We start from the raw sequence: 24,952 nt of genomic DNA on the forward strand, positions 1-24,952 counted from the left end.
CGTCCGCCGGGGCGGGCATAGTGCTCGCATCGCGAACCAACCGGGGGAGGCAGCGTGACGCCGCTCGAGATGCTCGCCGTGGTGGTCGCCGGGGTGTTCGCGGGCGGCATCAACACGGTGGTGGGCTCGGGCACGCTCGTGACGTTCCCCGTGCTGCTCGCCGTCGGCTACCCGCCGGTCGTGGCGAACGTGTCGAACAGCCTCGGCCTGGTGCCGGGGTCGCTCAGCGGCGCGTTCGGCTACCGCAACGAGCTCAAGGGCCAGGGCGGCCGGGTCAAACGGCTGCTGCCCGCGTCGATCCTCGGCGCGATCGTCGGGGCGATCCTGCTGGTCACGTTGCCGGAGAAGGCGTTCTCGGCGATCGTGCCGGTGCTGATCGTCATCGCGCTGGTGCTGGTCGTCCTGCAGCCGTGGCTGAACCGCAAGCTGTCCGAGCGCACCGCCGAACGCCCGGCCGACGGCGGGCTGCTGCTCTGGTTCGGCGTGTTCGCGGGCGGCATCTACGGCGGCTACTTCGGTGCGGCGCAAGGCGTCCTGGTGATGGGCATGATGGGCGTGCTGGTCACCGAGCACCTCCAGCGGCTCAACGCGCTGAAGAACGTGCTGACCGCGTTCGTGAACCTGGTCGCGGGCATCCTGTTCATCTTCATCGCCCACGTGGCGTGGCTGCCGGTGCTGCTGCTCGCGGTCGGCTCGGTGGTGGGCGGCCAGATCGGCGCGAAGGTCGGCCGGAAACTGCCCCCGGTCGCCCTCCGCGCCGTCATCGTGGTCGTCGGCCTCGCCGCGATCGCGAAGCTCCTACTCGGCTGACCAGGCCTTCGCCGCGGCCAGGAAGGCGTCGTTCTCCTCCGGCTCGCCGATGGTCACGCGCGCGCCGTCCCCGGCGAACGCCCGCACCACGACCTTGTGCGCCAGGCAGTGGTCGTTGAACGCCAGCGTCCGCTCACCCAGCGGCAGCCACACGAAGTTCGCCTGCGACGGCGGCACCTCGAACCCGGCCGCGACCAGCTCGTCGCGCACCCGGCCGCGTTCGGCCACGATCGCGCGGCACCGCTCCATCAGCTCGTCCTCGGCGTCGAGCGACGCGATCGCGGCGACCTGCGCCAGCGCGTTGACGGAGAACGGCACGTACACCTTGCGCAGCGCCTCGACGACCCGCTCGGACGCCACCGCGTAGCCGACCCGCAGCCCGGCCAGGCCGTAGGCCTTGGAGAACGTCCGCAGCACGGCCACGTTGTCCCGGCCCTGCTCCCACTGGGTCTTCGCGAACTCGACGCCGTCGGGCACGTGCGGGTCGTCGACGAACTCCTTGTAGGCCTCGTCGATCACCACCAGCACGTCGTCGGGCACCCGTGCGACGAACGCCTCCAGGTCGGCGGTGCGCACGGCGGTGCCGGTGGGGTTGTTGGGGTTGCACACGAACAGCAGCCGCGTCCTCGGCGTGATCGCGGCGAGCATCGCGTCCAGGTCCAGCTCGTGCCCGGACGTCAGCGGCACGCGCGTCTGCGCGGCGCCGACCACGTGCGTGAGCAGCGGGTAGGCCTCGAACGAGCGCCACGGGAACAGCACCTCGTCGCCGTCGGCGCAGGTGGCCTGGATGAGCTGCTGGCACAGGGTCACCGAGCCGCTGCCGGTGGCGATCCGGTCCGCGGGCACCCCGAGCTTGTCGGCGAGCCGGTCGACCAGCTCGACGCACCCGGTGTCGGGGTAGCGGTTCATCGCGGTCGCGGCCTCGGCCACCGCGCGGACCACGCTGGGCAGCGGACCGGCCGACACCTCGTTGCTGGCGAGCTTGATCGCCCCCGGAACGGTCTTGCCTGGCACGTAGGACGGCAGCGCGTCCAGGTCGGCACGGGTTCGCACGGACATCCCAGAACTCCTTCCGGCCTGCACCGACGCGGGCCTGAGCTGGACGTTATCCCGTCGGGGGCCCGCGGCGGGACACTGGTCCGTCTGGTTGGTCACGTTGACCGTTGTTCACCCCGGCGTGGAAGGCTGGTCCCATGACTCAGACCCGGACCGAGACGTTTCCGCTCACCGACGGCCGTGAACTGCGGTTGACCGTCGCCGAGCCGGAGAACGCCGTCCGCGGCGGCCTGGTCGTGCTGCACGAGGCGCGCGGTGTCACGGACACCGTGCGCGGCCTCGTGGGCACGCTCGCCGACGAGGGGTGGCTCGTGGTCGCCCCGCACCTCTACCGCGACGCGGACGAGCTGGCCGACGGCGACGTGCCGGACCGGGTCAGCAAGCTGTCCGGCGAGGCGGTGCTGGCGGACACCGACGTGGCGTTCGTCTGGCTGGGCCAGCAGGGCGTCCCGGCCGACCGGATGGGCGTGCTGGGCTTCGACCTCGGCGGCTCGGTCGCGATGGTCGTCGCGGCCAGCAGGACCATCGGCGCGGCGGTCACGATCGGCGGCGGCGGGATCCTCACGCCGCTGTCGGACGGCCTTCCCCCTCTGGTGGAGGCGGCCACCGAGCTGACCTGCCCGTGGCTCGGCCTCTACGGCGACGACGACAGCCAGATCGCGCAGGCGGACGTGGAGAAGCTGCGCGACGCGGCGGCGGCCGCCGAGATCGCCACCGACGTCGTCCGGTTCGCCGACTCGAGCCACCGGTTCGACACCTCCCCCGCCGCGAGCGCGGAGGCGTGGCAACGGGTGCTGAACTGGTTCGATTCACACCTCCGATAAGACGTCTTTCCGGCGGATTGGAACCGAACGTCCTTCCGAGTACATCTAAGGACGTATCCGCGACGGACTCGCGGGTACTTGCTGTGCAAGGGGGTAGTCGATGTCCGAGGACGCAAGCACCGTGCCACCGGTCGGGGGAACGGTGGCCGCACAACCCAACTTCACCGCCGTCGCGCAGGCCGACCTGGTCACGGCGCACAGCGCGGTCGCGGCCGTCGACCAGGCCGTGGACAAGGGCAAGGTCCAGCTGGACAAGGGTTCCGCCGCCGACCTGATCAAGGCGATCGGCGACGCGCGGGACCGGGTGCAGGACCTGTACACCGCGGTCCGCGACCAGCTGGACATCCCGCTCCAGTTCGGCGACAACTGGGTCGGCCGGTCGATCAGCCGCCGGCTGCGCGAGGTCGCCACCGGGGACCACGAGTCCGCCGTCTTCGTGATCCGGGAGTTCCTGGAGGTGCTGGAGGACGTGGAGACCACCGTCCGGCAGGCGTCCAAGCACACGGAGAACACCGACGACGACCTGGCGCACACGATGGGGGGCAAGTACTGATGGTGGACCACAAGAAGGACAGCCCGCCGAACCCCTACCCGGAGCACAAGTCGTCGAAGGAGCCCTCGGAGCTGGGCGAGAAGGTCGACTGGATGACCTACACGCACCAGGAGCTCTACGACATGGTGCACACGGGCGTCGACCTCACCAGCGCCGCGGCGGTCAAGGACAACTGGACCAAGCTCGGCACCACCCTCGCCGAGGTCAAGGACCAGCTCATCGGCGCGATCTTCGCCTCCTCCAGCGGGTGGGAGGGCGAGTCCGCGGAGAAGGCGCGCGACGGCCTGCTCACCGTCGTGAAGTGGGCGGAGAACACCAGCGACCACGCCACCAACGTCGCCGAGTGCATCTCGGTGGAGATCCAGCACGTGCAGACCGCGCGCGAGCAGATGCCCGCGCCCGCACCGGCCCCCGCGGTCGTGACGCCCGCCCCGTCGACGATCGCACCGGTCGCCGTGCCGGGCAGCCCGGTGGCCGCGCCCGCCGTCCCGACCGGCATCGACGCGCTGGCGCCGGTCGCCACGCCGACGGCGCCCGTCGCCCCGGTCAGCGGGGCGCAGTCGCCGTTCACGGGCATCGACTCGATCGGCGCGCCGGTCGTCGACGCGACCGTGGCCGCCGACGCCGGGCACCGCACGGCCGCGCAGGTGATGGCCGCGTTCCAGCAGGGCTCGTTCGCGGTCGACCAGACCGTGCCCGCGTTCAGCCCGCCGGTGAACCCGGTGGCGCCGCCGGAGGTCAAGTCGCCGGTGGGCGGCGTCGACCGGATCGCGGCTCCCACGACCGGGTCCGCCGCGCCCGTGGTCGGTCCGGCGATCGTGCCGCCCGTCGCGGGTCGCACGCAGGCGATGACCACCGGTTCCGGCGGCGGCGGTGGTGGCGGTGGCGGTTACGCCCCGGCCGCCCGCGGTGGCGGTTACTCGTCCGGTGGTGGTTACCAGCCCGTGCCGTCCTCCGGCGGCAGCGGTGGCGGAGGTGGTGCGGGCGGTTCGGCCGCCCCGTCCGGTCCCGGCGGGGCCAGCGGCGTGATCGGCGGCGCGGACTCCCGTGCCGCGTCCGCCCAGCCGTCGGCCGTCCAGGGCCCCAAGTCCGCGGGCGGCCCGGCGGGAGGCGGCGGCATGATGGGCGGCGCCCCGATGGCCGCCCCGATGGGCGGGCAGTCCGACCAGACCGACCACCGCCGTGCCAAGTACCTCGAAGAGGACGACGACCTGTTCGGGCTGGGGAACAAGGCCGCGCCGCCGGTGATCGGGACGTGATCGACGACGAACCGCGGGTCTTCCGGCTCGCCGCGCAGGAGTTCTTCGTGCTGTGGACCTCCGTCCACGGCGACCGCCACCCGCCACCGGTCGGCACCCGGCACTACGGGCGCACCGAGGCCGACCGCGCCGAGCTGCTGGCGACCTGCTCCCGCACGCTCTCCGCGCGCGGCCTGGGCACGGTGGAGCGGCCCGACGGCGAGCTGCACGCGCTGCTGCGCGGCCTGGTCGAGTTCGACGTGGGCCTCGAGCTCGTGTTCTCCCGGCGCGGCGAGACCGCCCGCGGCCTGGCCACGGCGGGCTGGCACGGCGCGTTCGTGGCGCGCGTGGGGGAGCAGGTCCAGCTCGCCGGGTTCCGGCCCACCGCGCTGGCGTCGACGACCGTGTCGACGCTGCCCGCGGCCAGGCCGGGCGCCGGGCGTTCGGTCAACCTCCGCTGGGACGACTACGTGGCCGCCGGTGCAGCGGGCGAACGCGACGGCGTGCCGGGGTTCCTCGGCTCGCTGCGGTACGCCGGGGTGCGCGAACCGGAGGCGACGACGCTCATGCGGGCCCTCACCACCCGCAGCGGTGGCGGGCAGGTCGCCGTGATCGGCCGCAACCGGGCCGGGTACCTGCACCCGACCGGGCGGACGCTGTCGTGGCTGGACAGCTCGGACGGCCGGTACCTCGTGCGCAACGAGGCGGGCTGGTTCGTGATGGCCCCGACCGACCCGGCGCGGCTCACCACCGAACTGGAGGACCTGGTGGAAGGCGCCAGCCGCGACTAGCGCGTTGTGTGGGTCCCAGCTGTGGTTCTCGGCCGTCGGATCGGCTAGGAACTGGGTATGACCGACACGCACGCCGAGGCCGAACTCCTGTGGCGGCCCGACCCCGACCGGGTCGCGGACAGCCGGATCGCCGCGTTCCGCGACTGGCTGCGAGCCGAGCGCGGGCTCGACCTCGCCGACTACGCCGAGCTGTGGACGTGGTCGACGACCGACCTCGAGGCCTTCTGGGGCGCGATCGCCGAGTTCTTCGACGTCGCGTTCCACACCCCGCCCGAACGCGTGCTGGGCGCCGCGACCATGCCGGGCGCGCAGTGGTTCCCCGGCGCCACGCTCAACTACGCCGAGCACGCCCTGCGCCCCGGCCCCGGCCGCGCGGACGACGACCTCGCGGTGATCTTCCACCGCGAGGACGGGCTGGCCGAGAACCTCACCTACGGCGAGCTGCGCCGCCGGGTGGCCGCCGTGCGGGCCGGTCTCGTCGCGCTGGGCGTCGCGAAGGGCGACCGGGTGGTCGCCCTGGTGCCCAACTCGCCGGAGGCGCTCATCGCCTTCCTGGCGGCCGCGAGCCTGGGCGCCACGTGGTCGTCGTGCTCACCGGACTTCGGCGCGCGCGCCATCTCCGACCGGTTCACCCAGATCGAGCCCACGGTGCTGATCGCCGTCGACGGCTACCGGTACAACGGCCGCGCGTTCGACGTGCGCCCGACCGTGGACAAGCTGCGGTCCGAGATCGGCTCCCTGAAGGCCACCGTGCTGGTCGACTACACCGGCGGCGCGCTGCCGGACGCGGTCGGCTGGGCGGACCTGCTGGCCGAGCACGACGGCGCGCCCATGGCGTACGAGCCGGTGCCGTTCGACCACCCGCTGTGGGTCCTGTACTCCTCCGGCACCACCGGGCTGCCCAAGGGCATCGTCCAGGGGCACGGCGGGATCGTGCTGGAGCACCTGAAGATGCTCGGCCTGCACGCCGACCTCGGCCCCGGCGACCGCTTCTTCTGGTTCACCACCACCGGCTGGATGATGTGGAACTACGTCATCGCGGGCCTGCTCGTGGGCACGACCGTCGTCCTGTTCGACGGCAGCCCCGGCTACCCCGACCTGAACGCGCTGTGGCACCTGGCGGAGCAGCACCGGGTCACCTACTTCGGCACCTCCGCGCCGTACATCCAGTCGTGCCTCAAGGAGGAGCTGCGCCCCGGCGAGCGCTACGACCTCACCGGGCTGCGCGTCGTCGGCTCCACCGGCGCCCCGCTCACCCCCGAGGGCTTCCGCTGGATCGCCGACGCCATCGGCGAGGACGTCCAGATCGCCAGCGTCTCCGGCGGCACCGACCTCTGCACGGCCTTCGTCTGCGCCGCCCCCGACCTCCCGGTGTGGCTCGGCGAGCTCTCCTGCCGCGCGCTCGGCGCCGCCGTCACCGCCTACGACGAGGCGGGCCACGAGGTCGTCGACCAGGTCGGCGAGCTCGTCGTCACCAAGCCCATGCCGTCCATGCCGGTGTTCTTCTGGGGCGACGACGACGGCTCCCGGCTCCGCGAGGCCTACTTCGAGGACTTCCCCGGCGTCTGGCGCCACGGCGACTGGATCCGCATCACCCCGCGCGGCTCGTCGGTCATCTACGGCCGCAGCGACTCCACCCTCAACCGCGGCGGCGTCCGCATGGGCACCAGCGAGTTCTACCGCGTCGTCGAAGCCGTCCCCGGCGTCGCCGACTCCCTCGTCATCGACACCTCCGGCGCGGGCCTCACCGACGGCCAGCTCCTCTGCTTCCTGGTCCTGGCCGACGGCACCGCGCTGGAAGACGTCGAACCCACCCTCCGCAAGGACCTCCGCACCAACCTGTCACCGAGACACGTCCCCGACAGGTTCATCACCGTCACCGAGATCCCCCGCACCCTCAACGGCAAGAAGTGCGAGGTCCCCGTCAAGAAGATCCTGGCAGGCACCCCACCCACCAGCGCCGTGAGCCTCGACGCCCTCCGCAATCCCGACTCCCTCACCCCATTCCTCGACCTCGCCCCGAACTAGTCGACGAGACGAAGATCACGATCATGCGCGTCACGCCCCGTTAACCCGCGTTCCGGCGTGACCGCATGATCGGTGCTTGAGTCGTTGACCAGGGGATACGAGGTGCGGAGGGGGTGGCTGAGGCGTTAGAGGGGGGCCGTTTTGCTTGTCAGGTGGGGGCATGTGTAATCTATGCGTCGTAGCCGAGGGCTCCGGGAGGCTTCGCCTAGTCTGGTCTATGGCGCCGCACTGCTAATGCGGTTTGGGTTTATCGCCCATCCCGGGTTCAAATCCCGGAGCCTCCGCAACACCCGGCCTCGGCCGGGTGACAACTGAATACACGCGCCCGTAGCTCAACGGATAGAGCATCTGACTACGGATCAGAAGGTTAGGGGTTCGAATCCCTTCGGGCGCATCTGGAGAGAGTCCCCGTCGAGTTCGCTCGACGGGGACTCTGTCGTTTGACGGCTGGAAACGAATGTGGGCCCCGACGGACGTACCCGTCGGGGCCCACATCGGTTCGAGGGGTCAGTTGTTGGTGTTGTCCTCGACCCTGACCGCTGGCAGGAAGCTGGGGATCGTGTCGTCCAGCAAGGCCGTTCTGGGGACCTCGTGGTGTTCGGTCGGCTTGGGCAGGCGGACGGTGTCCTCCGGGTCGAGCAGAGCGCTCGCTGACGATTCGATGATCGTGTGCGTCGTCGTCTTGGTGTGGCGTCGTGCGCCCAGCGCGCCGGGGCCAACTGGCATCGAGCCCTGGTCGGTGGTGGTCACAACGGTGGCGATCCTGCTGATGGCGCGTTCCAGCCACTTGGCGGGGTGGTCGTCGCCGTCGAATTCCACTCGTCGGTTCGGGAACACCGAGATGAGGTTGTGGACCAACTGGACGACGGCCTCCGGCAGATCGGGGAGGAGTTCGTCGAGCCTGGTGCAGGAAGCGCCGTCCTGGATCTGCTTGGCGATCTCCTTCGCGCCGGATCCCTGGTCGAGGTGCTGGTACGGGGGACGGCCGGTCAGCAGGAAGTACCAGGTCGCGCCAACCGAGTAGAGGTCGGCGAGTTCCGGGTCGTGGCTGGCGCGCAGCAGGACCTCTGGTGCTGTGTACATCGGAGTGCCGCCGACCGCGCCGGTGTCCTCGGTCTGGTTGAGGAGGCGGGCGAAACCCCAGTCGACCAGTACCAAGGTCGGCCCGTCGAGCACCGCGTTCGTCGGCTTGATGTCGCCGTGGGTGACGTTCTCGCTGTGCGCGTAAACGAGCGCTCTGGTGAGTTGCCGAATGTGGTCGATCGAGTGCTGGAGGGTGTAGCCGTCGCCACCCCGTTCGGCGGTCTTCGTGATCCAGTGCACGAGGCTGCCGGGGGAGTAGAGCGGCGAGACGGTCCAGAGGTAGCCGGACTCGACGCCCGAGGTGATGATCTGGCCGATGTTCGCGTTGTCCAGCCTCCGTGCAGCGTCGACCTCGCGCTGCCACATCCTCCGCAACGGGCTTCGACGCACGAGCCTGTTGTCGCCGTCCGCGTCGCGGACGGCCTTGATGACGACGCGCTCGTTGGTCTGGAGGTCGCGCCCCATGAGCATCCGGCCGAACGCACCCCTGTCAGCGCCCTCCAACGGTTCCACCGCCCGGAAGCGCTCGTCGAACAGGTGTCCGATCAGCTCGCGGTCCTCGTCGGTCCAGTCGTCCGGGATGGGCGGCGGGTCGGCGGGGCGGTCTTGCGCACTGACTGGGGGGTTTCCGCGTTGCGAGGGCATGTCGATCGACGGCGGTTCGGTGCCCAGTCGCTCGAACTCGGCTTCCACCCACAGGCGCTGCCGTTCGGCCTCGATCTTCGTCGACGACTCGGCGCGCAACCTGGCCAAGTCGACATCGAGGCTCTGGTCGATGCGTTCGCGAGCCAGTACGCGGTCAAGAGACTCGCGGTGGCGCTGTGCGGTGTACGTGATCTCCCGCTCCCGCCGTTCGCGGCTCGCCATCACCGTCATGTCGTACCCGGTCCGACCTCGCCATATCTTGAGCAGCAGGGGGATGAGGTCCAGCAGCACGCAGAAGATGACGATCAACCAGTGCATGAACATCGCGGTGGTGTCGCGGGTGGTGAAGTCGAGCATCGCGCGCCACCGGGCGGGTACGCCGTCGCTGGCCTTGGCGGCTGCCTGGGCGGTGTCGAGGTCGGCGGTGAGCTTGCCGTCGAGCTCGGCGATGCGATCGTCCAGATTCGTGCTCTGAGCGGCCAAGGCGGTCTTGGCCTCGGTCAACTTCGCCTCCGCGGCCGCGTGCTCGCTGTCGCGCACGGCCGTTTTGTCGCCATCGCCACCGGCCCCGGTGATCTCACCCGACTGCACCAACTCCTGGCACCCGCGCGGATCGCGTTCGCACGCCGCGAGTCGACGGGTCCGGTCGGCTTCCGCCTGTGCCGCCGCGACATCCGTGTCGAGCTTGGCCCTGTCCGCTTTGAGGCCCTTGAGTTCGGCCATTCGGCCGTTCGGGTTGCCGTCGGTCCCGACAACGAGCACGCGGGAGTCGGTGACCTGCTGGGAGATGGTGTCCCGCATCGTCCGTTCGACGTCGTCGTGGAAAATGGCCAGTGCACCCGCCTCGGCGATGATGAAACCGATAAGGCACGCGCAGAGCCCGCGCACCACGTAGCTGAAAGCCCCGCGCGCTTTGCCGTTCGGGTCGGCCGGTTTCGATGCTATGGCGCGGTCGAACGCGGCGATGAACAGTCCCCACACCGCGGTGTACGGCGCCGCCGTGCCGAAGTCCGGCACCACTCCCATACCCACCGCGGCGAGCGTGAACAGCCCCCACGCGATGACGCCGTTGAGCAGGACGAACAATCCCGACAACTGGTAGGAAGACCGGTCGTGGCGGTCGCGGACTCCGCGCCACGAGGCGCCCCCGAGCCACACGAACCCGTTGCCGAGCCACCAGATGGGCATGACGGGCCAGCGAGGTCGTGCTGTGGCGAGGACGTCGTCGGCGTGCTGGGAATTCGGTTTGTCCACAGTGGTCATACCTCGTTCGGATTACCGGGTGGTGGGTGTGGTCCGCCGTTGTCCACGACAAGTCAGACGCTGTCGTAGAGCTCCAATCGCAAGCGCACCGTTCGGCCGAGCCCGAGGATGTCGCCGTGGTGCAGCACACCCATTTCCGTGGTCCTTGAGTTGATGGTCATGCCGTTCGCGCTGTCCAGGTCCTCCACCGTGAAGCCGTCGGCGCGTGGACGGATGCGTGCGTGCTGCCGGGAAACAGTGGGTGCGTCCACCACGATCTGGCACAGTTGTGCGTCTCGACCTATGACGCCTCCACCGGCAGGTAGCCGTAGGTGCGCTCCGGGTTCTGCCACCTGCACCAATCGCGCGCTGCGGCGACTGGCCGTCGGGGGCTCCGGGGGTGCCTCGCCGTCGAAAAGACGGGTGGAGGGGACGGGTGTTCGCGCGCTGGTCGCTGTGACCCGCACCCGGCCGCGGACGACCGTGTCGTCGTCCACGTACTCGCGTATCCGCACCCGGCGGCCGTCCACACCGGCCAGGAGCAGGTTCACCTCTCGTTCGTCTTCGATGAGGTCCTTGCCGACCAACCCCTTGTCGGCCTTGTGGAGGCCTATCGAGACGAACTCCGCTCCTCCTGACTCCGGGTGGGGCAGGCGGACCACGGCTCGGGCGATGCGGTGCAGAAGAGCTTGTCTCCGATTTTGGTATTCACCGTCCATCTCGGACACGGCGGGTTTCGCCAACTGCCTGCGCCCTTTCGCCCAAGCAGCGCGCGCGTGCTCCACGTCCCAGTTCCACCCGCGGTGTCGTGAAAGGGCGAACACAGCGGCGCAACTGGTCAGGATGATGAGCGCAGCCCACATGGCGCATCACATTCCTTCAAGGGTTGACCTGAGAAACAATCATCATTCGAATCGAGGGCAGCCCAATGGGGGCGCTGTTCGCGCGTTTACCCCCAGGTTGCGGTGTCGTCTGTCGTCGTACCGCGTATCGACTGAGGGTGTCGGATTGTTTCAGTGCTGCGGATATTCATTCGAAGGTGTGATAAACGGACCGCAGGCGTCTCGAAACTGCGGTGCTCATTCGGCATGTGTTGCACGTTCGAATGAGACCGCATTCGTGCGGAGTTGATCCCGTGGCTGCGCGGCCGGAGTTACTCCGGGTCCGTTGCCTTCCTGGGTTTGTCGGGGATGGCGATGAGGGTGATGACGTGGCGGGTGCGGGGGGTGGGGGGTGTGGGTGTGCCTGCGCGGGCTAGGACTGCGGTTTCAATTTCTTCGATCATGGTGGCGAATTCCTCTTCCGTGGCCCACACGGCTGCCTGGCGGTAGACGACGCCGTCCTCGGGTGGGGTGGCGCCTGGTTGGGTCAGGTAGCGGTCGAAGTCGCCCAGCAGCGCTGTGGTGAACGTGGTGAACGACCTGCGGTGGTCCTCGGTGGTCATGGCGGCGCGGGCGGCCGGGTCGACGACGGCCTCTTCCTTGCGGATGCGGTAGCTGCGTTCGACGGTGCCGCGCACCCGCTTCTCGCCGACCACCTCGAGCACGCCCGCGTCCGTGAGCACGGCGATGTGGCGGTACATCGTCGCGGGTGGGATGTCGGGCAAGCGCTCGCGCAGCTGGGCGGTGGTGAGCGGGTCGGCGTCGAAGAGCGCCTGCAGCACGCGCATCCGGACTGGGTGGAGGAGGAGGTCCGCGGTTGCCATGCGTTCATGTTCTCATATACGGTAATGTTCTCACAGATGATAAAGTTCCCATCAGTGAGAGTGATGAGAACCCGAACCCCTGGAAGGGGAGAGAAGTGGCCACCGTTACCCCTGCTCGTCACCGCGGCGACCTCGCGCTGTTCTGGACCACGACGTTCGCGACGACCTGGGCGTTCTGGCTCGTGGCGATCGTGCTCGGCGGGTCGCCGACCAGTTCGCCGACCGTGATCCCCTACGTGCTCGGCGGGTTCGGGCCGGTGGTGGGGGCGGTCGCGGTGCGGATCCGACGGCGGCGGCGCGGGGAGCCGGTGCCCGCGCACACCGTGAAGACCCGGCTGAACGTCTGGGTGCCGGTCCTGCTGGTCCTGGCGGTGGCGACGGTGGTGGCGGGCGCGGTGCTCGCCGACCTCCTGGGCGGGCCCGCGGTGAGCCTCACCGAAGGTGAGGAGCTGGTGGCGAAGGTGGGTGGGCCCGTGGCGTTCTTCGTCAGCATGCTGATCGGCGGCCCGCTGGCCGAGGAGCCCGGTTGGCGCGGCACGGCCTACCCGCGGCTGCGGGCGTCGATGAGCCCGTTGCGGGCGGGTCTGCTGATGGGGGTCGTCTGGGCGGTGTGGCACCTGCCGCTGTTCCTCGTCTCCGGCACGGTGCAGGCCGGGTTCGGGCTGGTCAGCTGGAGCGGGCTGCTGTTCACGCTGAGCGTGGTCCCGATGGCGCTGCTGACGGGGTACGCCTACGAGCGCGGGGGTGTCCTGGCGTCGATCGCGGTGCACCTCGGCGTGAACGCGACGATGGCGCTGCTGACCGCCTACTCCCCGGTGACGCAGGCGGTCGTCCTGGCGGTGCAGGTCGTGGCCGTCGGCGCGCTGCTCGCGGCACGGCGCGGTCGCAACGGCGACCTGCCCGCCCGCGCGCTGCCTGCACCGGTCGGGCGCTGAGCCCGATCCGTTGTGGACTCGTGCCTGCCGGGGTTGGTGGTGGGCGTGAGAACGTTGTGGTTGTCGGTGACCACGGCGGGCGGGAGGTGCGGGGTGGCTCTGGCGGTGACGGTCACCGGGGCACGGGCCGTGGAGCACCTGACCGCCGAGGAGCTCGTCGAGGTCTTCGAGGCCTACGTGCTGCCGTTCGCGGTGCCCGGAGCGCACTTCTACCTGGGCGGGGCGGTGGGCGTGGACACCGCGGCGCTGGACTGGCTGGCCGAGGTGAGCAAGGCGGACGTGTCGGTGGTCGTGCCGAGGACCGTGCGCGACCAGCCCGACGAGGCCGCCGACGTGATCGTGAAGTGGCGCGAGGCCGGGCGGTTGGCGGAGCTGGTGGAGCTGGACACCGACGAGGTCGGGACGGACGGCTACCTGGAGCGCAACCGGTGGATGGTGGACCGGTCGGAGCTGGTCATCGGCTTCCCGCGCAGCGGCGACCAGGGCAGCGGGACCGGGTACACGCTCGGGTACGCGGCGTCCAAGGGCAAGGCGCTGCTGGTCGTGCCGATCTGAGCGGCACCGTCGGCTGAGCGGGTGTTATTCCGCCGCAAGACGGGCGCGGGGTGGGATCGTTCGGTTCATGCGCAACGAGGAGATCATGCAGCGGGCCATCGGCGTGCTGACGCTGATGCACGGCGGCGAGGGTGAGGCGGACGACCTGCGCCTCGCGCTGAAGCTCCTCCAGGAGGACGTGTTCAGCTACTCGGTGGCGGTCCCGGACGGCAGTACGGAGGACATGGCCGAGTTCGTCCGGGTGGCGCTGGAGCAGGTGATGGCGCGGGTGGCGGCGTTCACCGCGGGGCTGACGCTGGGGTTCCAGGCGGTCGCGCACGCCTACGAGGAGCAGTGCGAGGACGCGAACGTGCCGGGTGTGCTGCAACAGCTGGCGTTGCGGCTGGAGGCGCAGGAGAGCTGAGGAACGGCCTGCCGGGGCAGGCCGTTCCCCGTGCGGTCAGCGCAGCTCGCACTCCACGAGCGCGGCGAAGGCCGCCTGGCCCGCCCTGCTGGGGTGCAGGACCGCGACGACGCCTTCCTGGCCGGGCGTGAAGACGGCCTCGAGGCCGCGGTAGAACGGGGTGTCCGCCTGGCACATCGAGTGGCCCTCGAGCTCGGTCCGCAGGGTGCCGCCGTCGGTGAACGCGCTGGCGTACGCCGCGTTCACGCCCTGGGCACGGGCGTCGCTGGTCGCGGTGCGCAGCGCTTGGTCGACGCTCGTGGCGACCGTCGCACCGTCGGTCCGCTCCTGCGGGGTGAGGATGCCGTCGCCGCAGATCGGGTCGAGCGCCACGCCGGTGGCGTTCTCACCGGGGTTGAACTGGCGGCCGTAGCCGCTGAGCACGATCCGCGCCCGCGGGCTGCGGGCCTTGATCTCGCCGAGCAGCGCCGTGAGCTTGGCCGTCATGGCCGGCAGCCGGTCGAGCAGGGCCTGCGTACCGGCTCCCGCGCAGTCCGACTGGATGCACTGGCCCGCGTAGGCGGCGAACTCGATGTCGTTCCCGCCCATCGTCATCAGGACCAGGTTCGTGTCCGCCTTGAGGGCGTCCAGCTGCGGCGGTTCTTCCTTGAAAGTGGTGCTCAGATCGGCGATCGCCGCACCGCTGCACGTCACGTTGGTGAAGTCGACCTGCTTGCCGCGAGCCCGCAGACCGGCCACCACGACGGCCGATCCCGAATTGGCGCTGCGGTAGCAGTTCCCGTCGGTCCCCGCCTCGTAGTCACCCGCTCCGACACCCGACGCGTACGAGTCGCCGAGTGCCACGACCTGCAGCGGACGGTGCGAACCAGCCTGGGCCGCCGGTACCACGACCAGCGAAAGAACGCCCGCGAGCACCGCTGTGCAGAGTTTCCTCATCTTGCCCCCATCCGATTAACGCCGAATGCGTCGGAAGTTAGCACGATGGGAATTGACAATCGGTTGCACGAATGGCCAAATGAGATAAGGGCTTGTCAGGCCGACAGTTCGGCGAGAATCGAATCGGTGAACGCGGGCCACGTCTGGACCGCCCATTTCCCGAATGCCCGGTCCGCCAGTGCCACGCACGCCGCTCCCGCGACCGGGTCGACCCACAGGAAGGTGCCGCTCTGCCCGAAGTGGCCGAACGTCGACGGCGAGCTCGACGCCCCCGTCCAATGCGGCGACTTGTCGCCGCGGATCTCGAACCCGAGCCCCCAGTCGTTCTCGCGCTGGTTGCCGTAACCGGGCAGGACACCGGACAGGCCGGGGAACACCACCGCCGTCGCCTCGGCGACCAGCCCCTCCGACACGAGCTTCGGCGCCTGCAGCTCGGCGGCGAACAGGCCGAGGTCGGTCACCGTCGACACCGCGCCCGCCGCGGGGCTGCCGTCCAGCGCCGTGGCCGTCATCCCGAGCGGCTGGAGCACGCCCTCCGCCAGGTAGTCGGCGAACGCGATCCCGGTCGCCTCGGCCACGGTCTCGGCCAGCACCTCGAAGCCGGTGTTGGAGTAGATCCGCCTGCTGCCCGGCGTCGCCTGGGCGGTGCGGCTGTCGAACGCGAGTCCGGAGGCGTGGGCGATGAGATGCCGCACGGTGGACCCCTCGGGCCCGGCGGGCTGGTCCCACTCGACCGCGCCCTCCTCCACGGCGACCAGCACGGCGTACGCCACCAGCGGTTTCGTCACCGACGCCAGGGCGAACGGCCGGTCCACCTCGCCGTGGCCGCCCAGCACCCGCCCGTCGGCGGAGACGACCGCGGCCGCCGCGTTGTCGACCGGCCACTCGGACACCGCGCGCAGGCTCTCCATGGCCCCAACGTTAACGTCGTGCGGTGTCGATCCGTGAGTTGATCGTGCTGGGCACCGCCAGCCAGGTCCCGACCCGTGCGCGCAACCACAACGGCTACCTGCTGCGCTGGGACGCCGAGGGCCTGCTGTTCGACCCCGGCGACGGCGCCCAGCGGCAGATGCTGATGGCGGGCGCGGCGGCGAGCGACATCACCCGGATCTGCGTCACGCACTTCCACGGCGACCACTGCCTCGGCCTGCCCGGCATCGTGCAGCGGCTGTCGCTGGACAAGGTGACCCGCCCGGTGTTCGCGCACTACCCGGCGTCCGGGCAGCACTTCTTCGACCGGCTGCGGCACGCCAGCTCGTTCTACGACGTCACCGACATCCGCCAGGAGCCGGTGCACGACGGGGGCGTGCTCGCGACGGGACCGTTCGGCACGGTCGAGGCGCGCAGGCTGGACCACTCGCTGGACACCTTCGGCTACCGGCTCGTCGAGCCGGACGGCCGCCGGATCCTGCCGGACCTGTTGGAGCAGCACGGCATCGCGGGGCCGCGGGTGCGCGAGCTCCAGGAACGCGGGGTGCTCGGCGACGTGACCCTGGAGCAGGTGAGCACCCCGCGACCGGGCCAGCGGTTCGCGTTCGTCATGGACACCCGGCTGTGCGACGGGGTGTACGCGCTGGCCGAGAACGCCGACATGCTCGTGATCGAGTCGACCTACCTGCACGAGGACGAGCGGCACGCGGTCGCGCACGGCCACCTGACCGCCCGGCAGGCCGCGACGGTCGCCGCGGAGTCCGGGGTGCGCAAGCTCGTGCTCACCCACTTCTCCCAGCGCTACCCGGACCCGACGCGGTTCCAGGCGGAGGCGGCCGAGGTGTTCGACGGCGAGGTCGTGGTCGCTAGGGACCTCCAGCGGATCCCGGTCCCCAAGCGCGGCTGAGCCACTGGTCGCGGACCAGGTCGTCGAGCGCCGAGTGCCTCGGCCGCCAGCCCAGCACCTCCCGCGCCCGGCTCGTGTCCGCCCGCAGCACGGGCACCTCTCCCTCGTGCGCGGGCGCGTGCGCGAGGGGCACGGGTCTGCCGGTGACCCGCTCGACCGCGGCGACGACGTCCCGCACGGAGGCCGCCGTCGCGCCGATGTTGAACACGTCGTGGTGCCCGACGTCGATGTGCCCCAACGCGAGCACGGCGGCCGAGGCGATGTCCCGGACGTGCACGAAGTCGCGGACCGCCGAGCCGTCGCCGAACACCGTCAGCGCCCCCACCCGTCCGGCCGCGGCCTCGACCGCCCGCGTGACCACGCGGGTGGTGTCCGGGTCGCCGCCGCCCGCGGCGTTGAACAGCCGCAGGGTGGCCGCGCCGACCAGGCCCGCCCGCGCGGCCCACGCCACCGCGTCCTCGGCGGCGGCCTTGGAGGCCGAGTACGGGTTGGCGGGCGCTCGCGGGTCGTCCTCGGTGAGCGGGTGCGCGGCGGGGGCGTAGACCGTGCCGGTGGAGGCGAACACCAGCCGCTCGGGCCGGGCGGCGAGGACGTTGAGCGTGCCCGTGACGTTGAGGTCGTAGTAGCGCAGCGGCTGCTCGAACGACTCCCGCACCCGGCCGACCGCCGCGAGGTGCACGACCGCGTCCACGTCCGCCGCGGCGCGCGCGACGGCGGCGCGGTCCAGCAGGTCGCCGTGGACGGCCTCGACCCCGTCCGGACCGGACGTGGTGTGCGTGAGAACCCGTGGCTCGTGACCAGTGGCCAACAGGTGTGCGACGACCGCGCGGCCGATGAAACCGCTCGCGCCCGTGACCAGGACCCTCATGTCGCCCATCCCAGCAGAACGATCCCCGATCGGCTTACGTACAACTGGCCAAAACTGCCCCTAAAGGTCTCGATCGGGTGGACCGATATAACCCAAGTGAGTTACCCGCATCCAGCTGTGCACATGAGCATCGATGGCGCCTTGGCCGGGCACGCCGACCTGATGGCCAAGCGCCAGCGGTTCCTCGAGGACGCCGCGGCGATCGTCGCCGCCGCTCCCGCTTCGGAGGACGAGCTGTCCTCGCTCCACATCGCGTTCCCGAGGCCCAAGGGCGCACGGGCGTTCCTCAACCGTGTTGACCAGGTACTTCGCGACGCCGCTCGCTGATCCGCAGGTCCGGGACAGCCGTTGTCGGGGGGCTGTCCCCCGACTTTCACGCGGTTGTTGCCGGACCGTGCTTCGCCGATCCACCCGGGTGCATCTACAGTGCGGATCACCCGGCGCTCGCCGGTGCTCTCCTCTGCTTCTCTTCAAAGCGAGTCTCGGCGATGAATACTGTCTTCTCCGCGCTCCACGAGCGCCTTCGCACGTTGTTCGGCGACCGCAAGGTCGTGCTCGCCGGGGGTACGCGACTGAGTAGTCGCGTGACCGAGCTGCACCAGCTCGGTGCTCGCCATACGCTCGTCCTGTCGACTGACGACCACGCCCCGCTGCACGACTCCGAGGTGGCCCGCTGGGTGCCGCTCGGGATCGCGGGCGGGTTCGTCGCGGTGGAGCAGCGCAGGCTGACCGGGCTGCTGGAGAACCCGTCCGCCGAGGTCAGGAGCGTCCTGGACGACTTCGACCCGGACGGCGAGGCGCTGGTCGTCAGCACCCCGTACATCTCCACGGCCGAGTTCGCGGGCCGCCCGGTGCTCAACCACCGCCGCCAGGCGTGGGTCGAGCTGGAGAACAAGACCACGATCGACGCGCTGTGGGACGAGCTGTCCGCGCCGCGCGCCCCCGCCGTGGTCCTCGACCTCGACTTCGACGCCCTCTGGCAGGCGACCGTCGAGCTCGACCGCGGCGCGGGCGTCGTGTGGTCCGGCGACGGGCCCGAGATCAACGGCGGTGCGAACTTCGTCCGCCGCGTCCGGTCCCGCGAAGAGGCCGCCGACGCGTTCAAGGTGCTCGCCCGCAAGTGCGACTTCGTCCGCGTGATGCCGTTCCTGGAAGGGATCCCGGTCAGCGTGCACGGGATCGTGTTCCCGGACGGCACCGCCGTGCTCCGCCCGATCGAGATGGTCGTGCCGCGCCGCGCGGGCTCGGCGAGGTTCCTCTACGCGGGCTGCGCGTCCTACTACGACCCGCCCGCGTGGATCCGCGACGAGATGCGCAACCTGGCCCGCCGGGTCGGCGAGCGGCTGCGCGAGACGGTCGACTACCGCGGCACGTTCACCCTCGACGGCATCGCCACCGAGGACGGCTTCCTGCCGACGGAGATCAACACCCGCTACGGCGGCGCGATGGTCTGCTTCGAGGACGCCCTGCCGCAGCTGCCGCTGTCGCTGGTCCAGGTCGCCCTGGTGGCGGGCCACGACCTCGGCGTCTCGTCGATGGAGTTCGAGGAGCTGCTGCTCGCCGCGGCGGACGGCTTCCGGGCGGGCTCGGTCGGCGCGAACGTCCGCGCGGTCAACCCGACCGAGGTCGTGGAACGGCCGGTCGTCTTCACCGACTGGTCGTGCCGCTTCGCGCACCCGGAGGAGGCGCCGCAGGCCACGTTGCGGCTGCGCCCGTCGCCGCTCGGGGCCCGGCTGGAGGTCGACTTCCACGCCGAGCAGGTGCCCGGCGGCCGTCCGGTCGCCGCGCTCACGGTGGCCGCGTTCGCGCTGGCCGACCAGGAGTGGGGCACCAACCTCGGCCCGCTGGAGCCCGCGATCCCGATGGGCGAGGACGTCCTGACGACCGTCGAGCTGGGCGAAGCCGTCACGGCTTAGGGGCTAGTACCCCGGTTGGCCTTCCGCGCTCTCCTCGCCGTAGGCGGCGCGGAAGGCCAACCGGTAGCCCATCAGCGCCATCGTCAGGTCGCCGGGCTGGTTCGGCGGGAACTCCTCGTCCTCGTAGGCGCGCAACAGGTCCGGGTGGTCCTGGGCGGCGCCCAGCAGCGCCCAGTGGTCGGACTCCTGGCCCTGCACGAGGTGGTGGGCGACCGCGGCCGCGTCGACGAGCACGGCGGAGGCCTGGCGGCTCGCGCCGTGTGCGATGCCCCACACCACGTGCGCGGTCTGGGTCGGCACGACCTCGGGCACCGCGGTCGCCAGCGCGACCACGCACGCCACCTCGGCGTTGCTCAGCGACTCGAACACCTTCGGCGCCGCTTTCGCGACGGCGTAACGGGTCTGGGTGACCCAGTCCGGGGACAGCCGGGGCAGCTCGCGGCCGACCGCGTTCCACCGGCGCCAGGTGCGCTTGCCGTCCTCGGTGAACCCGCACCCCGCCAGCGCCAGCGCGGCCAGCAGGAAGATCACCCGGTCGCGGGCGTCCGGCGCGACCTTGTAGTTCGCGCCCAGCTCGGCCAGGAACGGCACGGCGAACGCGCTGGCCTCCGACACGGTGTCCTCGGGCAGGAGCCTGGCGACGAGCCCGTCGAGGGCGGTCGCCCGGACGTCCGGGTCCTCGTCGGTCACCCGGCGCAGCAGCTCGTCGACCCCGCGCGCGGTCCCGCGCCCGTCCGACAAGTCGTTCCAGGGCACGGCTTCCAGACCACGCAACGGATCCGGCCGTTGCCAGGCGGGCGGCAGCTCCATAGCCGGGAACCTACGGGATGCCGTGTGCGCTGCGGTGTCGCCGGGCTGACGGGTCGTCTGCGACAACGGGTGACACCCGCCCGTACGATCACGCTCGTGCCGGCGCCCGTACCCCTCCGCGGTGCCACCTACCGGGTGGCGGACCTGTTCTCCGGAGCCGGTGGGATGAGCCTCGGCTTCCACGCCCACCCCGACTTCGCGGTCGTCGGCGCCGCCGACGCCCAGATCGGCAAGCCCTCGTCGAAGCTGGGGTCGTTGCGCTGCAACGGCACCTACCGGGCGAACATCGGCATCGACCCGCTGGAGCTGGACCTGGCCGCGGTCGACCCGGCGGTGGTGCGCGAGGCCTGGGGGCTGCGGCGCGGTGAGCTGGACGTCCTGGTGGCGTGCCCGCCGTGCTCGGGGTTCAGCCGCACGACCGCGGCCAACCACCTGCGCGACGACCCGCGCAACTCGCTGGTGGGCAGGGTGGCGGCGTTCGCGGCCGAGCTGCGGCCTCGCGTGGTGCTGATGGAGAACGCCCGCGAGCTGGTCAAGGGCAGGCAGCGGCACCACCTCCAGGGCCTGGCCGACGAGCTGGAGAAGCTCGGCTACCGGGTCGCGGCCGGGTCGCACCTGCTGTCCCGCTTCGGCCTGCCGCAACTGCGCGAGCGGGCGCTGGTGGTGGCGGTCGACGCCGGGCTGCCGCTGCGGACCCTGGAGGACATGTGGGACGGCTGGGAGGTGCGGCCGTCGGCGATCACCGTGCGCCGGGCCATCTCGCGGCTGCCCGCGGTGCCCGCCGGGTTCGCGCACCCGAAGGACCCGACGCACGTGTCGCCGTCGTTCCGCCAGGACCGGACGCTGCACCGGATGCGCGCGATCCCGGTGGACGGCGGCTCGTGGGCGGACCTCGTGGGGTCCGAGGCGACGGCCGCGCTGCTCAACCCGGCCCAGCTCAAGATCATCGAGACCGGCCGGTGGGGGTCGCACCCGGACGTCTACGGGCGCATGTGGTGGGACGAGCCCGCCCGCACGATCAAGCGCGAGTGCGCGCACGTCGGCAACGGCCGGTACGCGCACCCGCAGCAGCACCGGCTGTGCACCGTGCGCGAGATGGCGCTGCTCCAGGGGTTCCCGCGCCGGTTCCGGTTCGACGTGTCCATCCTGGGCAACGCCTACCGGCACATCGGCGACGCCGTGCCGCCGATGATCGCCTACCAGCTCGCGGGCCTGGTGCGGTGGATCCTCGGCGGCCAGGAGCCCGACGCCGCCGCGTTCTGCCTGCCGGGCACGTCGCTGCGCGCGGGGGACATCCGACCCGCGGAACGGGCCGAGCTCGTCGCCTGATCACCGGGTCAGGTGACGAGCCGACCCTGTTCCGGTGAAGAGTGCGACCTGCCGTTGCCGGGTGGTGCCGTCCTGTGTGGAATTGCCCGCACCAGGGCCGCGCGACGGGAGTCCCGCCGTGCGGGCCGGTGCACCCGTCGGTCCGGTCGTGACGCACCAAAGGTGAGGCCCGGTGCGCGACCGGTGGACAGCACCGTGGTGGTGAGGCCCCGTTCTTCGTTCGGGTGGTGGGCCGCCGGTTCGACCTCGGCGGACGCCAGCGGAACGGTCACGCCCGCCACCCACGAGCTCGCTGCGGCGGTGCGGGCGGGCGGTGGATCACGCGGATCCGCCGCCCGTGCGCCGATCCCGAGGATCACCGTTCGGTAACAGTGTGACCACAGATCGGTCAGTCCTTAACCGTTGAATCCTCAATAACAGCGTTCGACCTGGGGAAACGTCGGAATGGACCACGCGGTCTGTCTGGCAACATGGACGGGTTCAGCACCGTGGACGAGATCATCCGGTGCCATTTGATCGTCCACTGTGGACGTTTTACTCGCGTTGTAGCTGTTCGTAGCTGTCGACGCACGACGTGTAACCCGAACTCGATCGGGGGTAACCCGATCGGATAGTGTTCCGCCGATTCCTGTCGGATCCGCGTGAATAGGGGGTCCTGCGCCCCTGCTGGACGACAGATCCCACTTCTTTTCTCACCCGATTCGGGCTAGTTAGAGAGCTTGAAGGAGATCCATGGCATCCCGGTTGAGCGCGTCGCGCGTTGGTGCGGCAGTCCTCGGCGCCTCCATCGCCCTGCTGGCTTCGGCCATCCCGGCTTCGGCTGAGGTCCACGTCAAGCCCAAGGGCGAATGGGACCAGGAGGGCATCGGCGTTTTCCTGGAGGGCAACGGGAACTCGCTGACCACGAGCCTCATCGGCCTCCAGATCGACAACACCGACACCAAGGTCCAGTCCTACTGCGTCGAGCTCCCGACCCCCCTCAAGGGCGGTCACGGGCTCAAGGAGGTCGCGTGGGACAAGCACCCCAACCCGAAGACGAAGTTCAAGGAGAACGCCGCCAAGGTCAGCTGGATCCTGCAGAACAGCTTCCCCCTGGTGAAGGCGGAGGACCTCGGGAAGGTCGACGCCCTCAAGGGCCACGACATCAGCGAGAAGGAAGCCATCGCGGCCACCCAGGCGGCGATCTGGCACTTCAGCGATGACGCCAAGCTCGACAAGGGCAAGGTCGTCAAGTCCGACGACAAGGACACCAAGGGCGACGTCCTCGCCGTCTACGAGTACCTGACCGGCGACGCCAACAAGGGCAACGTCGAGCAGCCGACCCCGACGCTGGCGCTCGACCCGGCCGACAAGACCGGTGCCCCCGGCGACCTGATCGGCCCGTTCACCATCACGACCACCGCGGGTGAGGTCGTCCTCAAGGCCGACCTGCCGCAGGGCGTCACGCTGGCGGACAAGGACGGCAACACGCTGTCCGACCCGCAGGGCGGCACCTTCGCCGTCAAGGACGCGGGCACCAAGACCAAGGAGTTCTGGGTCAAGGTCCCGGCCGACGCCGCCGACGGCAAGGCCTCCTTCTCCGTCGAGGCGAACGCCACCCTCACCCAGGGCCGCCTGTTCGTCAGCAGCAACGACCAGCTGCAGACGCAGTCCCTGATCGTGGCCTCCCCGTCGAAGGTCAGCCTCAAGGCTCCGGGCACCGCGTCCTGGAAGGCGGGCGAGGTGACCCCGCCGTCCAGCACGTCGGAGTCGGCCCCGCCGACCTCCACCACGGAGACCGCGCCGCCGTCGGAGACGCCGCCCACCACGACCACCCAGCCCGTCCCGGCCGGTGGCAGCAGCGGTGAGACCGGTGGTCTCGCCAGCACCGGTGCGTCGATCTTCGTGCCGCTCGTCATCGGCATCGTGCTCGTCGGCGGTGGCGCCGGCGCGCTGCTGGTGATGCGCCGTCGCAAGTCGACCCCGCAGCAGTAGTCCGACCCGCACGCCCCGACGCCCCCGTGAGCACCCGCTCACGGGGGCGTCGTCGTGCTACCGGCGGGCGATGCCCGCCACCGAGATGTCGCCGTCCGCGACGGCCACGTCCCTGGCCGAGGAGGCGCCGGACAGCAGCACCCGGACCGGGTCGCGGAAGTGCCCGACCAGCTCCACCCGCTGCACCGGCTTCGCGGTCGGGATGACCGCCTCCGCCGTCCAGGTGCGACCCGGCACCACCCGGTAGGTGGTGACGTTCGGCTTGCCGTCCTCGGTCGCGTAGACCCGCCACGTGGTCGGGGACAGCGGCTCCATCTCGCGCACCCGCAGCCCGCGCGCGACCTCCTCGGTCTGCCAGCGGACCCCGTTCCACCACGACAGGTTGTCGTGCAGCGGGCCACCCGCCTCGTCGCCGCCGAACCAGAGCACGAACGGCCTGCCGAGCGCCGTGCCGACGAGCTGGACGTAGTCCGGGGACTTGACCGCGCCCGGCAGCGCCAACGGCGTCTCGGCGACCTTCAGGTACCGCTCCTGGTCGGCGTCGTCGACCTGCGTGCCCAGGTCACGGCCGCCCGCGGAGGAGAAGTGCAGGGTCCGCGGGTCGAACCAGGTGTAGTAGACGTTGCGGTGGTAGCGGTCGTGCAGGTGCCCCTCGGGGCCGCCGCCCGCCAGCGTGTAGACGATCCGCACCCGGCCGTCCGGCTCCTGCCGCAGCTGCCCGATGTAGACCTCGTTCATGTTGTCCGCCCGGTCGGTGGAGCCGATGGCGAACGGGTTCCCGGTCAGCTCCGCGGAGGTCCGCCAGGTCGCGCCGTCGTCCCTGGACACCACGTACTTACTGCACGGGACGGGTGTCGGTCGGGACCGAGGGCGTCAGGTCGTGCGCGGTCTCCCGGAAGAAGACGAAGATCGTGCCGTCGGCCAGCACGAACGGCATCGGGTAGGTAGCCGCGTCCGTCGAGATCACCCGCTCGGACCAGACGCCCTCCGACGAGTGCGCCTCCGGTGACCGGTTGAGCACCAGCTCGACGTTGTGCCTGCCGCGGAACGAGAGCAGGTGCCCGTCCCCGGCCTGCACGAGCGTGGGGTAGTTGTGCGAGTCGGAGTCGCCGTCGGCGTACTTGACCGGCGACGACCACGTGCCGGACCGGTGGTCGAACGACTGGGCGTAGTTGTCCTCGTACCGCCCCGCCCAGGACACGAAGGTCCTCTTCGCGACGGGGTCGTACAGCCCTCCCGCCACGGGGCGGCGGTCACTGCGGGCCGCGACCGAGGTGGCCGTGGTGGCCGTTGTGAACTTCACGGTCCTCTCCGGGGTGGCGTGCACCGGAGCGGTCAGGACCGAGAGCGCCAGCAACGGCGGCGCCATCAGGCGCATGAGCCGAAACATCTGTGCGTTCCTCCTGGTGATGGC

General features: G+C 70.8%; 24 protein-coding genes and 2 tRNA genes. 16 read left to right on the forward strand and 10 right to left on the reverse strand.

Going from position 1 to position 24,952, the window contains the following annotated elements; translation table 11 throughout:
- The first annotated feature begins 69 nt into the window (after positions 1-69).
- A complete protein-coding gene (locus tag CLV43_RS01705) occupies positions 70-810 on the forward strand; it encodes a sulfite exporter TauE/SafE family protein (RefSeq protein WP_425445728.1) in 741 nt (246 codons plus the stop codon).
- On the opposite strand, the gene hisC is transcribed toward CLV43_RS01705, so the two are convergent.
- Complete coding sequence (gene hisC, locus CLV43_RS01710) at positions 799-1,869, reverse strand: histidinol-phosphate transaminase (RefSeq protein ID WP_106185161.1); 1,071 nt, start codon at positions 1,867-1,869, stop codon at positions 799-801. The genes CLV43_RS01705 and hisC overlap by 12 nt on opposite strands.
- A gap of 134 nt (positions 1,870-2,003) precedes the next feature.
- On the opposite strand from hisC, the gene CLV43_RS01715 reads away from it, so the two are divergent.
- The 7 genes from CLV43_RS01715 to CLV43_RS01745 all read left to right on the forward strand — a co-directional run bounded on the left by CLV43_RS01715 (position 2,004) and on the right by CLV43_RS01745 (position 7,694).
- Complete coding sequence (locus CLV43_RS01715) at positions 2,004-2,690, forward strand: dienelactone hydrolase family protein (RefSeq protein ID WP_106185162.1); 687 nt, start codon at positions 2,004-2,006, stop codon at positions 2,688-2,690.
- Between the two features lie 100 nt (positions 2,691-2,790).
- Positions 2,791-3,243, forward strand: a complete 453-nt coding sequence (locus CLV43_RS01720) for a hypothetical protein (protein WP_146174610.1) — start codon at positions 2,791-2,793, stop codon at positions 3,241-3,243.
- Positions 3,243-4,502, forward strand: coding sequence for a PPE domain-containing protein (locus CLV43_RS01725; protein WP_106185164.1), 1,260 nt, complete (start codon positions 3,243-3,245; stop codon positions 4,500-4,502). The genes CLV43_RS01720 and CLV43_RS01725 overlap by 1 nt, the downstream gene beginning before the upstream one ends.
- Positions 4,499-5,272, forward strand: a complete 774-nt coding sequence (locus CLV43_RS01730) for an ESX secretion-associated protein EspG (protein WP_245886060.1) — start codon at positions 4,499-4,501, stop codon at positions 5,270-5,272. Before CLV43_RS01725 ends, CLV43_RS01730 begins: the two co-directional genes overlap by 4 nt.
- A 57-nt stretch (positions 5,273-5,329) precedes the next feature.
- Positions 5,330-7,300, forward strand: coding sequence for an acetoacetate--CoA ligase (locus tag CLV43_RS01735; protein ID WP_106185165.1), 1,971 nt, complete (start codon positions 5,330-5,332; stop codon positions 7,298-7,300).
- Positions 7,301-7,494: 194 nt separating this feature from the next.
- Positions 7,495-7,584, forward strand: a tRNA-Ser gene (locus CLV43_RS01740).
- A gap of 37 nt (positions 7,585-7,621) precedes the next feature.
- Positions 7,622-7,694, forward strand: a tRNA-Arg gene (locus CLV43_RS01745).
- A 113-nt stretch (positions 7,695-7,807) separates the two neighbouring features.
- Here CLV43_RS01745 and CLV43_RS01750 read toward each other — a convergent pair.
- From CLV43_RS01750 to CLV43_RS01760, 3 genes are all read right to left on the reverse strand, one after another.
- Entirely contained in the window at positions 7,808-10,282 is a 2,475-nt protein-coding gene (locus CLV43_RS01750; RefSeq protein WP_170155665.1) for a DUF4407 domain-containing protein, read from the reverse strand.
- Between the two features lie 62 nt (positions 10,283-10,344).
- Positions 10,345-11,133, reverse strand: coding sequence for an FHA domain-containing protein (locus tag CLV43_RS01755; RefSeq protein ID WP_106185167.1), 789 nt, complete (start codon positions 11,131-11,133; stop codon positions 10,345-10,347).
- A 290-nt stretch (positions 11,134-11,423) separates the two neighbouring features.
- A complete protein-coding gene (locus CLV43_RS01760; protein ID WP_106185168.1) occupies positions 11,424-11,975 on the reverse strand; it encodes a helix-turn-helix domain-containing protein in 552 nt (183 codons plus the stop codon).
- Between the two features lie 95 nt (positions 11,976-12,070).
- Between CLV43_RS01760 and CLV43_RS01765 the strand changes: the two genes are divergently transcribed.
- The 3 genes from CLV43_RS01765 (at position 12,071) to CLV43_RS01775 (ending at position 13,868) form a co-directional block, all read left to right on the forward strand.
- On the forward strand, positions 12,071-12,910 hold the full coding sequence (locus CLV43_RS01765) for a CPBP family intramembrane glutamic endopeptidase (protein WP_106185169.1): 840 nt from the start codon (positions 12,071-12,073) through the stop codon (positions 12,908-12,910).
- A gap of 45 nt (positions 12,911-12,955) precedes the next feature.
- The gene (locus CLV43_RS01770; protein WP_245886061.1) at positions 12,956-13,465 is read left to right on the forward strand and encodes a hypothetical protein; all 510 of its coding nucleotides are present in this window, start codon (positions 12,956-12,958) and stop codon (positions 13,463-13,465) included.
- Positions 13,466-13,532: 67 nt separating this feature from the next.
- Positions 13,533-13,868 carry a hypothetical protein gene (locus tag CLV43_RS01775; RefSeq protein ID WP_106185170.1) on the forward strand — a complete coding sequence of 112 codons (336 nt, stop codon included), beginning with the start codon at positions 13,533-13,535 and terminating at the stop codon, positions 13,866-13,868.
- Positions 13,869-13,904: 36 nt separating this feature from the next.
- Here CLV43_RS01775 and CLV43_RS01780 read toward each other — a convergent pair whose 3' ends face one another.
- Both CLV43_RS01780 and CLV43_RS01785 read right to left on the reverse strand, forming a co-directional pair.
- Entirely contained in the window at positions 13,905-14,804 is a 900-nt protein-coding gene (locus CLV43_RS01780) for an SGNH/GDSL hydrolase family protein (protein ID WP_106185171.1), read from the reverse strand.
- Between the two features lie 95 nt (positions 14,805-14,899).
- On the reverse strand, positions 14,900-15,715 hold the full coding sequence (locus CLV43_RS01785; protein ID WP_106185172.1) for a serine hydrolase domain-containing protein: 816 nt from the start codon (positions 15,713-15,715) through the stop codon (positions 14,900-14,902).
- A 23-nt stretch (positions 15,716-15,738) separates the two neighbouring features.
- On the opposite strand from CLV43_RS01785, the gene CLV43_RS01790 reads away from it, so the two are divergent.
- Positions 15,739-16,641 carry a ribonuclease Z gene (locus CLV43_RS01790; protein WP_106185173.1) on the forward strand — a complete coding sequence of 301 codons (903 nt, stop codon included), beginning with the start codon at positions 15,739-15,741 and terminating at the stop codon, positions 16,639-16,641.
- Here CLV43_RS01790 and CLV43_RS01795 read toward each other — a convergent pair.
- The gene (locus CLV43_RS01795; RefSeq protein WP_106185915.1) at positions 16,601-17,509 is read right to left on the reverse strand and encodes an NAD-dependent epimerase/dehydratase family protein; all 909 of its coding nucleotides are present in this window, start codon (positions 17,507-17,509) and stop codon (positions 16,601-16,603) included. The genes CLV43_RS01790 and CLV43_RS01795 overlap by 41 nt on opposite strands.
- Before the next feature lie 123 nt (positions 17,510-17,632).
- On the opposite strand from CLV43_RS01795, the gene CLV43_RS01800 reads away from it, so the two are divergent.
- Positions 17,633-17,836: a hypothetical protein gene (locus tag CLV43_RS01800; protein WP_146174611.1), complete on the forward strand. Its 204-nt coding sequence runs from the start codon at positions 17,633-17,635 to the stop codon at positions 17,834-17,836.
- Between the two features lie 257 nt (positions 17,837-18,093).
- A complete protein-coding gene (locus CLV43_RS01805; RefSeq protein WP_245886062.1) occupies positions 18,094-19,425 on the forward strand; it encodes an ATP-grasp domain-containing protein in 1,332 nt (443 codons plus the stop codon).
- A gap of 3 nt (positions 19,426-19,428) precedes the next feature.
- On the opposite strand, the gene CLV43_RS01810 is transcribed toward CLV43_RS01805, so the two are convergent.
- Complete coding sequence (locus CLV43_RS01810) at positions 19,429-20,235, reverse strand: hypothetical protein (RefSeq protein ID WP_106185176.1); 807 nt, start codon at positions 20,233-20,235, stop codon at positions 19,429-19,431.
- Positions 20,236-20,331: 96 nt separating this feature from the next.
- Between CLV43_RS01810 and CLV43_RS01815 the strand changes: the two genes are divergently transcribed.
- Together CLV43_RS01815 and CLV43_RS01820 are read left to right on the forward strand one after the other, a co-directional pair.
- Positions 20,332-21,564 carry a DNA cytosine methyltransferase gene (locus CLV43_RS01815; protein ID WP_245886063.1) on the forward strand — a complete coding sequence of 411 codons (1,233 nt, stop codon included), beginning with the start codon at positions 20,332-20,334 and terminating at the stop codon, positions 21,562-21,564.
- A gap of 732 nt (positions 21,565-22,296) precedes the next feature.
- Complete coding sequence (locus CLV43_RS01820; protein WP_106185177.1) at positions 22,297-23,538, forward strand: thioester domain-containing protein; 1,242 nt, start codon at positions 22,297-22,299, stop codon at positions 23,536-23,538.
- Between the two features lie 57 nt (positions 23,539-23,595).
- Here the strand turns inward: CLV43_RS01820 and CLV43_RS49945 are convergent, their stop codons facing one another.
- Positions 23,596-24,369 carry a hypothetical protein gene (locus tag CLV43_RS49945; RefSeq protein ID WP_106185178.1) on the reverse strand — a complete coding sequence of 258 codons (774 nt, stop codon included), beginning with the start codon at positions 24,367-24,369 and terminating at the stop codon, positions 23,596-23,598.
- Between the two features lie 4 nt (positions 24,370-24,373).
- Positions 24,374-24,916, reverse strand: coding sequence for a BNR-4 repeat-containing protein (locus CLV43_RS49950; protein ID WP_170155666.1), 543 nt, complete (start codon positions 24,914-24,916; stop codon positions 24,374-24,376).
- Positions 24,917-24,952: the final 36 nt, after the last annotated feature.

It is taken from the genome of Umezawaea tangerina (assembly GCF_003002815.1).
In the GTDB taxonomy this organism is placed as follows: domain Bacteria; phylum Actinomycetota; class Actinomycetes; order Mycobacteriales; family Pseudonocardiaceae; genus Umezawaea; species Umezawaea tangerina.

Excerpts from the sequence above, each read along its gene's own strand:
- CLV43_RS01725 (WP_106185164.1), top strand. The coding sequence starts at position 3,243 with ATGGTGGACCACAAGAAGGACAGCCCGCCGAACCCCTACCCGGAGCAC.
- CLV43_RS01820 (WP_106185177.1), top strand. The coding sequence starts at position 22,297 with ATGGCATCCCGGTTGAGCGCGTCGCGCGTTGGTGCGGCAGTCCTCGGC.
- CLV43_RS01755 (WP_106185167.1), bottom strand. The coding sequence starts at position 11,133 with ATGTGGGCTGCGCTCATCATCCTGACCAGTTGCGCCGCTGTGTTCGCC.
- CLV43_RS01735 (WP_106185165.1), top strand. The coding sequence starts at position 5,330 with ATGACCGACACGCACGCCGAGGCCGAACTCCTGTGGCGGCCCGACCCC.
- CLV43_RS01775 (WP_106185170.1), top strand. The coding sequence starts at position 13,533 with ATGCGCAACGAGGAGATCATGCAGCGGGCCATCGGCGTGCTGACGCTG.
- CLV43_RS01715 (WP_106185162.1), top strand. The coding sequence starts at position 2,004 with ATGACTCAGACCCGGACCGAGACGTTTCCGCTCACCGACGGCCGTGAA.
- hisC (WP_106185161.1), bottom strand. The coding sequence starts at position 1,869 with ATGTCCGTGCGAACCCGTGCCGACCTGGACGCGCTGCCGTCCTACGTG.
- CLV43_RS01760 (WP_106185168.1), bottom strand. The coding sequence starts at position 11,975 with ATGGCAACCGCGGACCTCCTCCTCCACCCAGTCCGGATGCGCGTGCTG.
- CLV43_RS01795 (WP_106185915.1), bottom strand. The coding sequence starts at position 17,509 with ATGAGGGTCCTGGTCACGGGCGCGAGCGGTTTCATCGGCCGCGCGGTC.
- CLV43_RS01785 (WP_106185172.1), bottom strand. The coding sequence starts at position 15,715 with ATGGAGAGCCTGCGCGCGGTGTCCGAGTGGCCGGTCGACAACGCGGCG.
- CLV43_RS49950 (WP_170155666.1), bottom strand. The coding sequence starts at position 24,916 with ATGCGCCTGATGGCGCCGCCGTTGCTGGCGCTCTCGGTCCTGACCGCT.
- CLV43_RS01720 (WP_146174610.1), top strand. The coding sequence starts at position 2,791 with ATGTCCGAGGACGCAAGCACCGTGCCACCGGTCGGGGGAACGGTGGCC.
- CLV43_RS01705 (WP_425445728.1), top strand. The coding sequence starts at position 70 with ATGCTCGCCGTGGTGGTCGCCGGGGTGTTCGCGGGCGGCATCAACACG.
- CLV43_RS01780 (WP_106185171.1), bottom strand. The coding sequence starts at position 14,804 with ATGAGGAAACTCTGCACAGCGGTGCTCGCGGGCGTTCTTTCGCTGGTC.
- CLV43_RS01800 (WP_146174611.1), top strand. The coding sequence starts at position 17,633 with ATGAGCATCGATGGCGCCTTGGCCGGGCACGCCGACCTGATGGCCAAG.
- CLV43_RS01810 (WP_106185176.1), bottom strand. The coding sequence starts at position 20,235 with ATGGAGCTGCCGCCCGCCTGGCAACGGCCGGATCCGTTGCGTGGTCTG.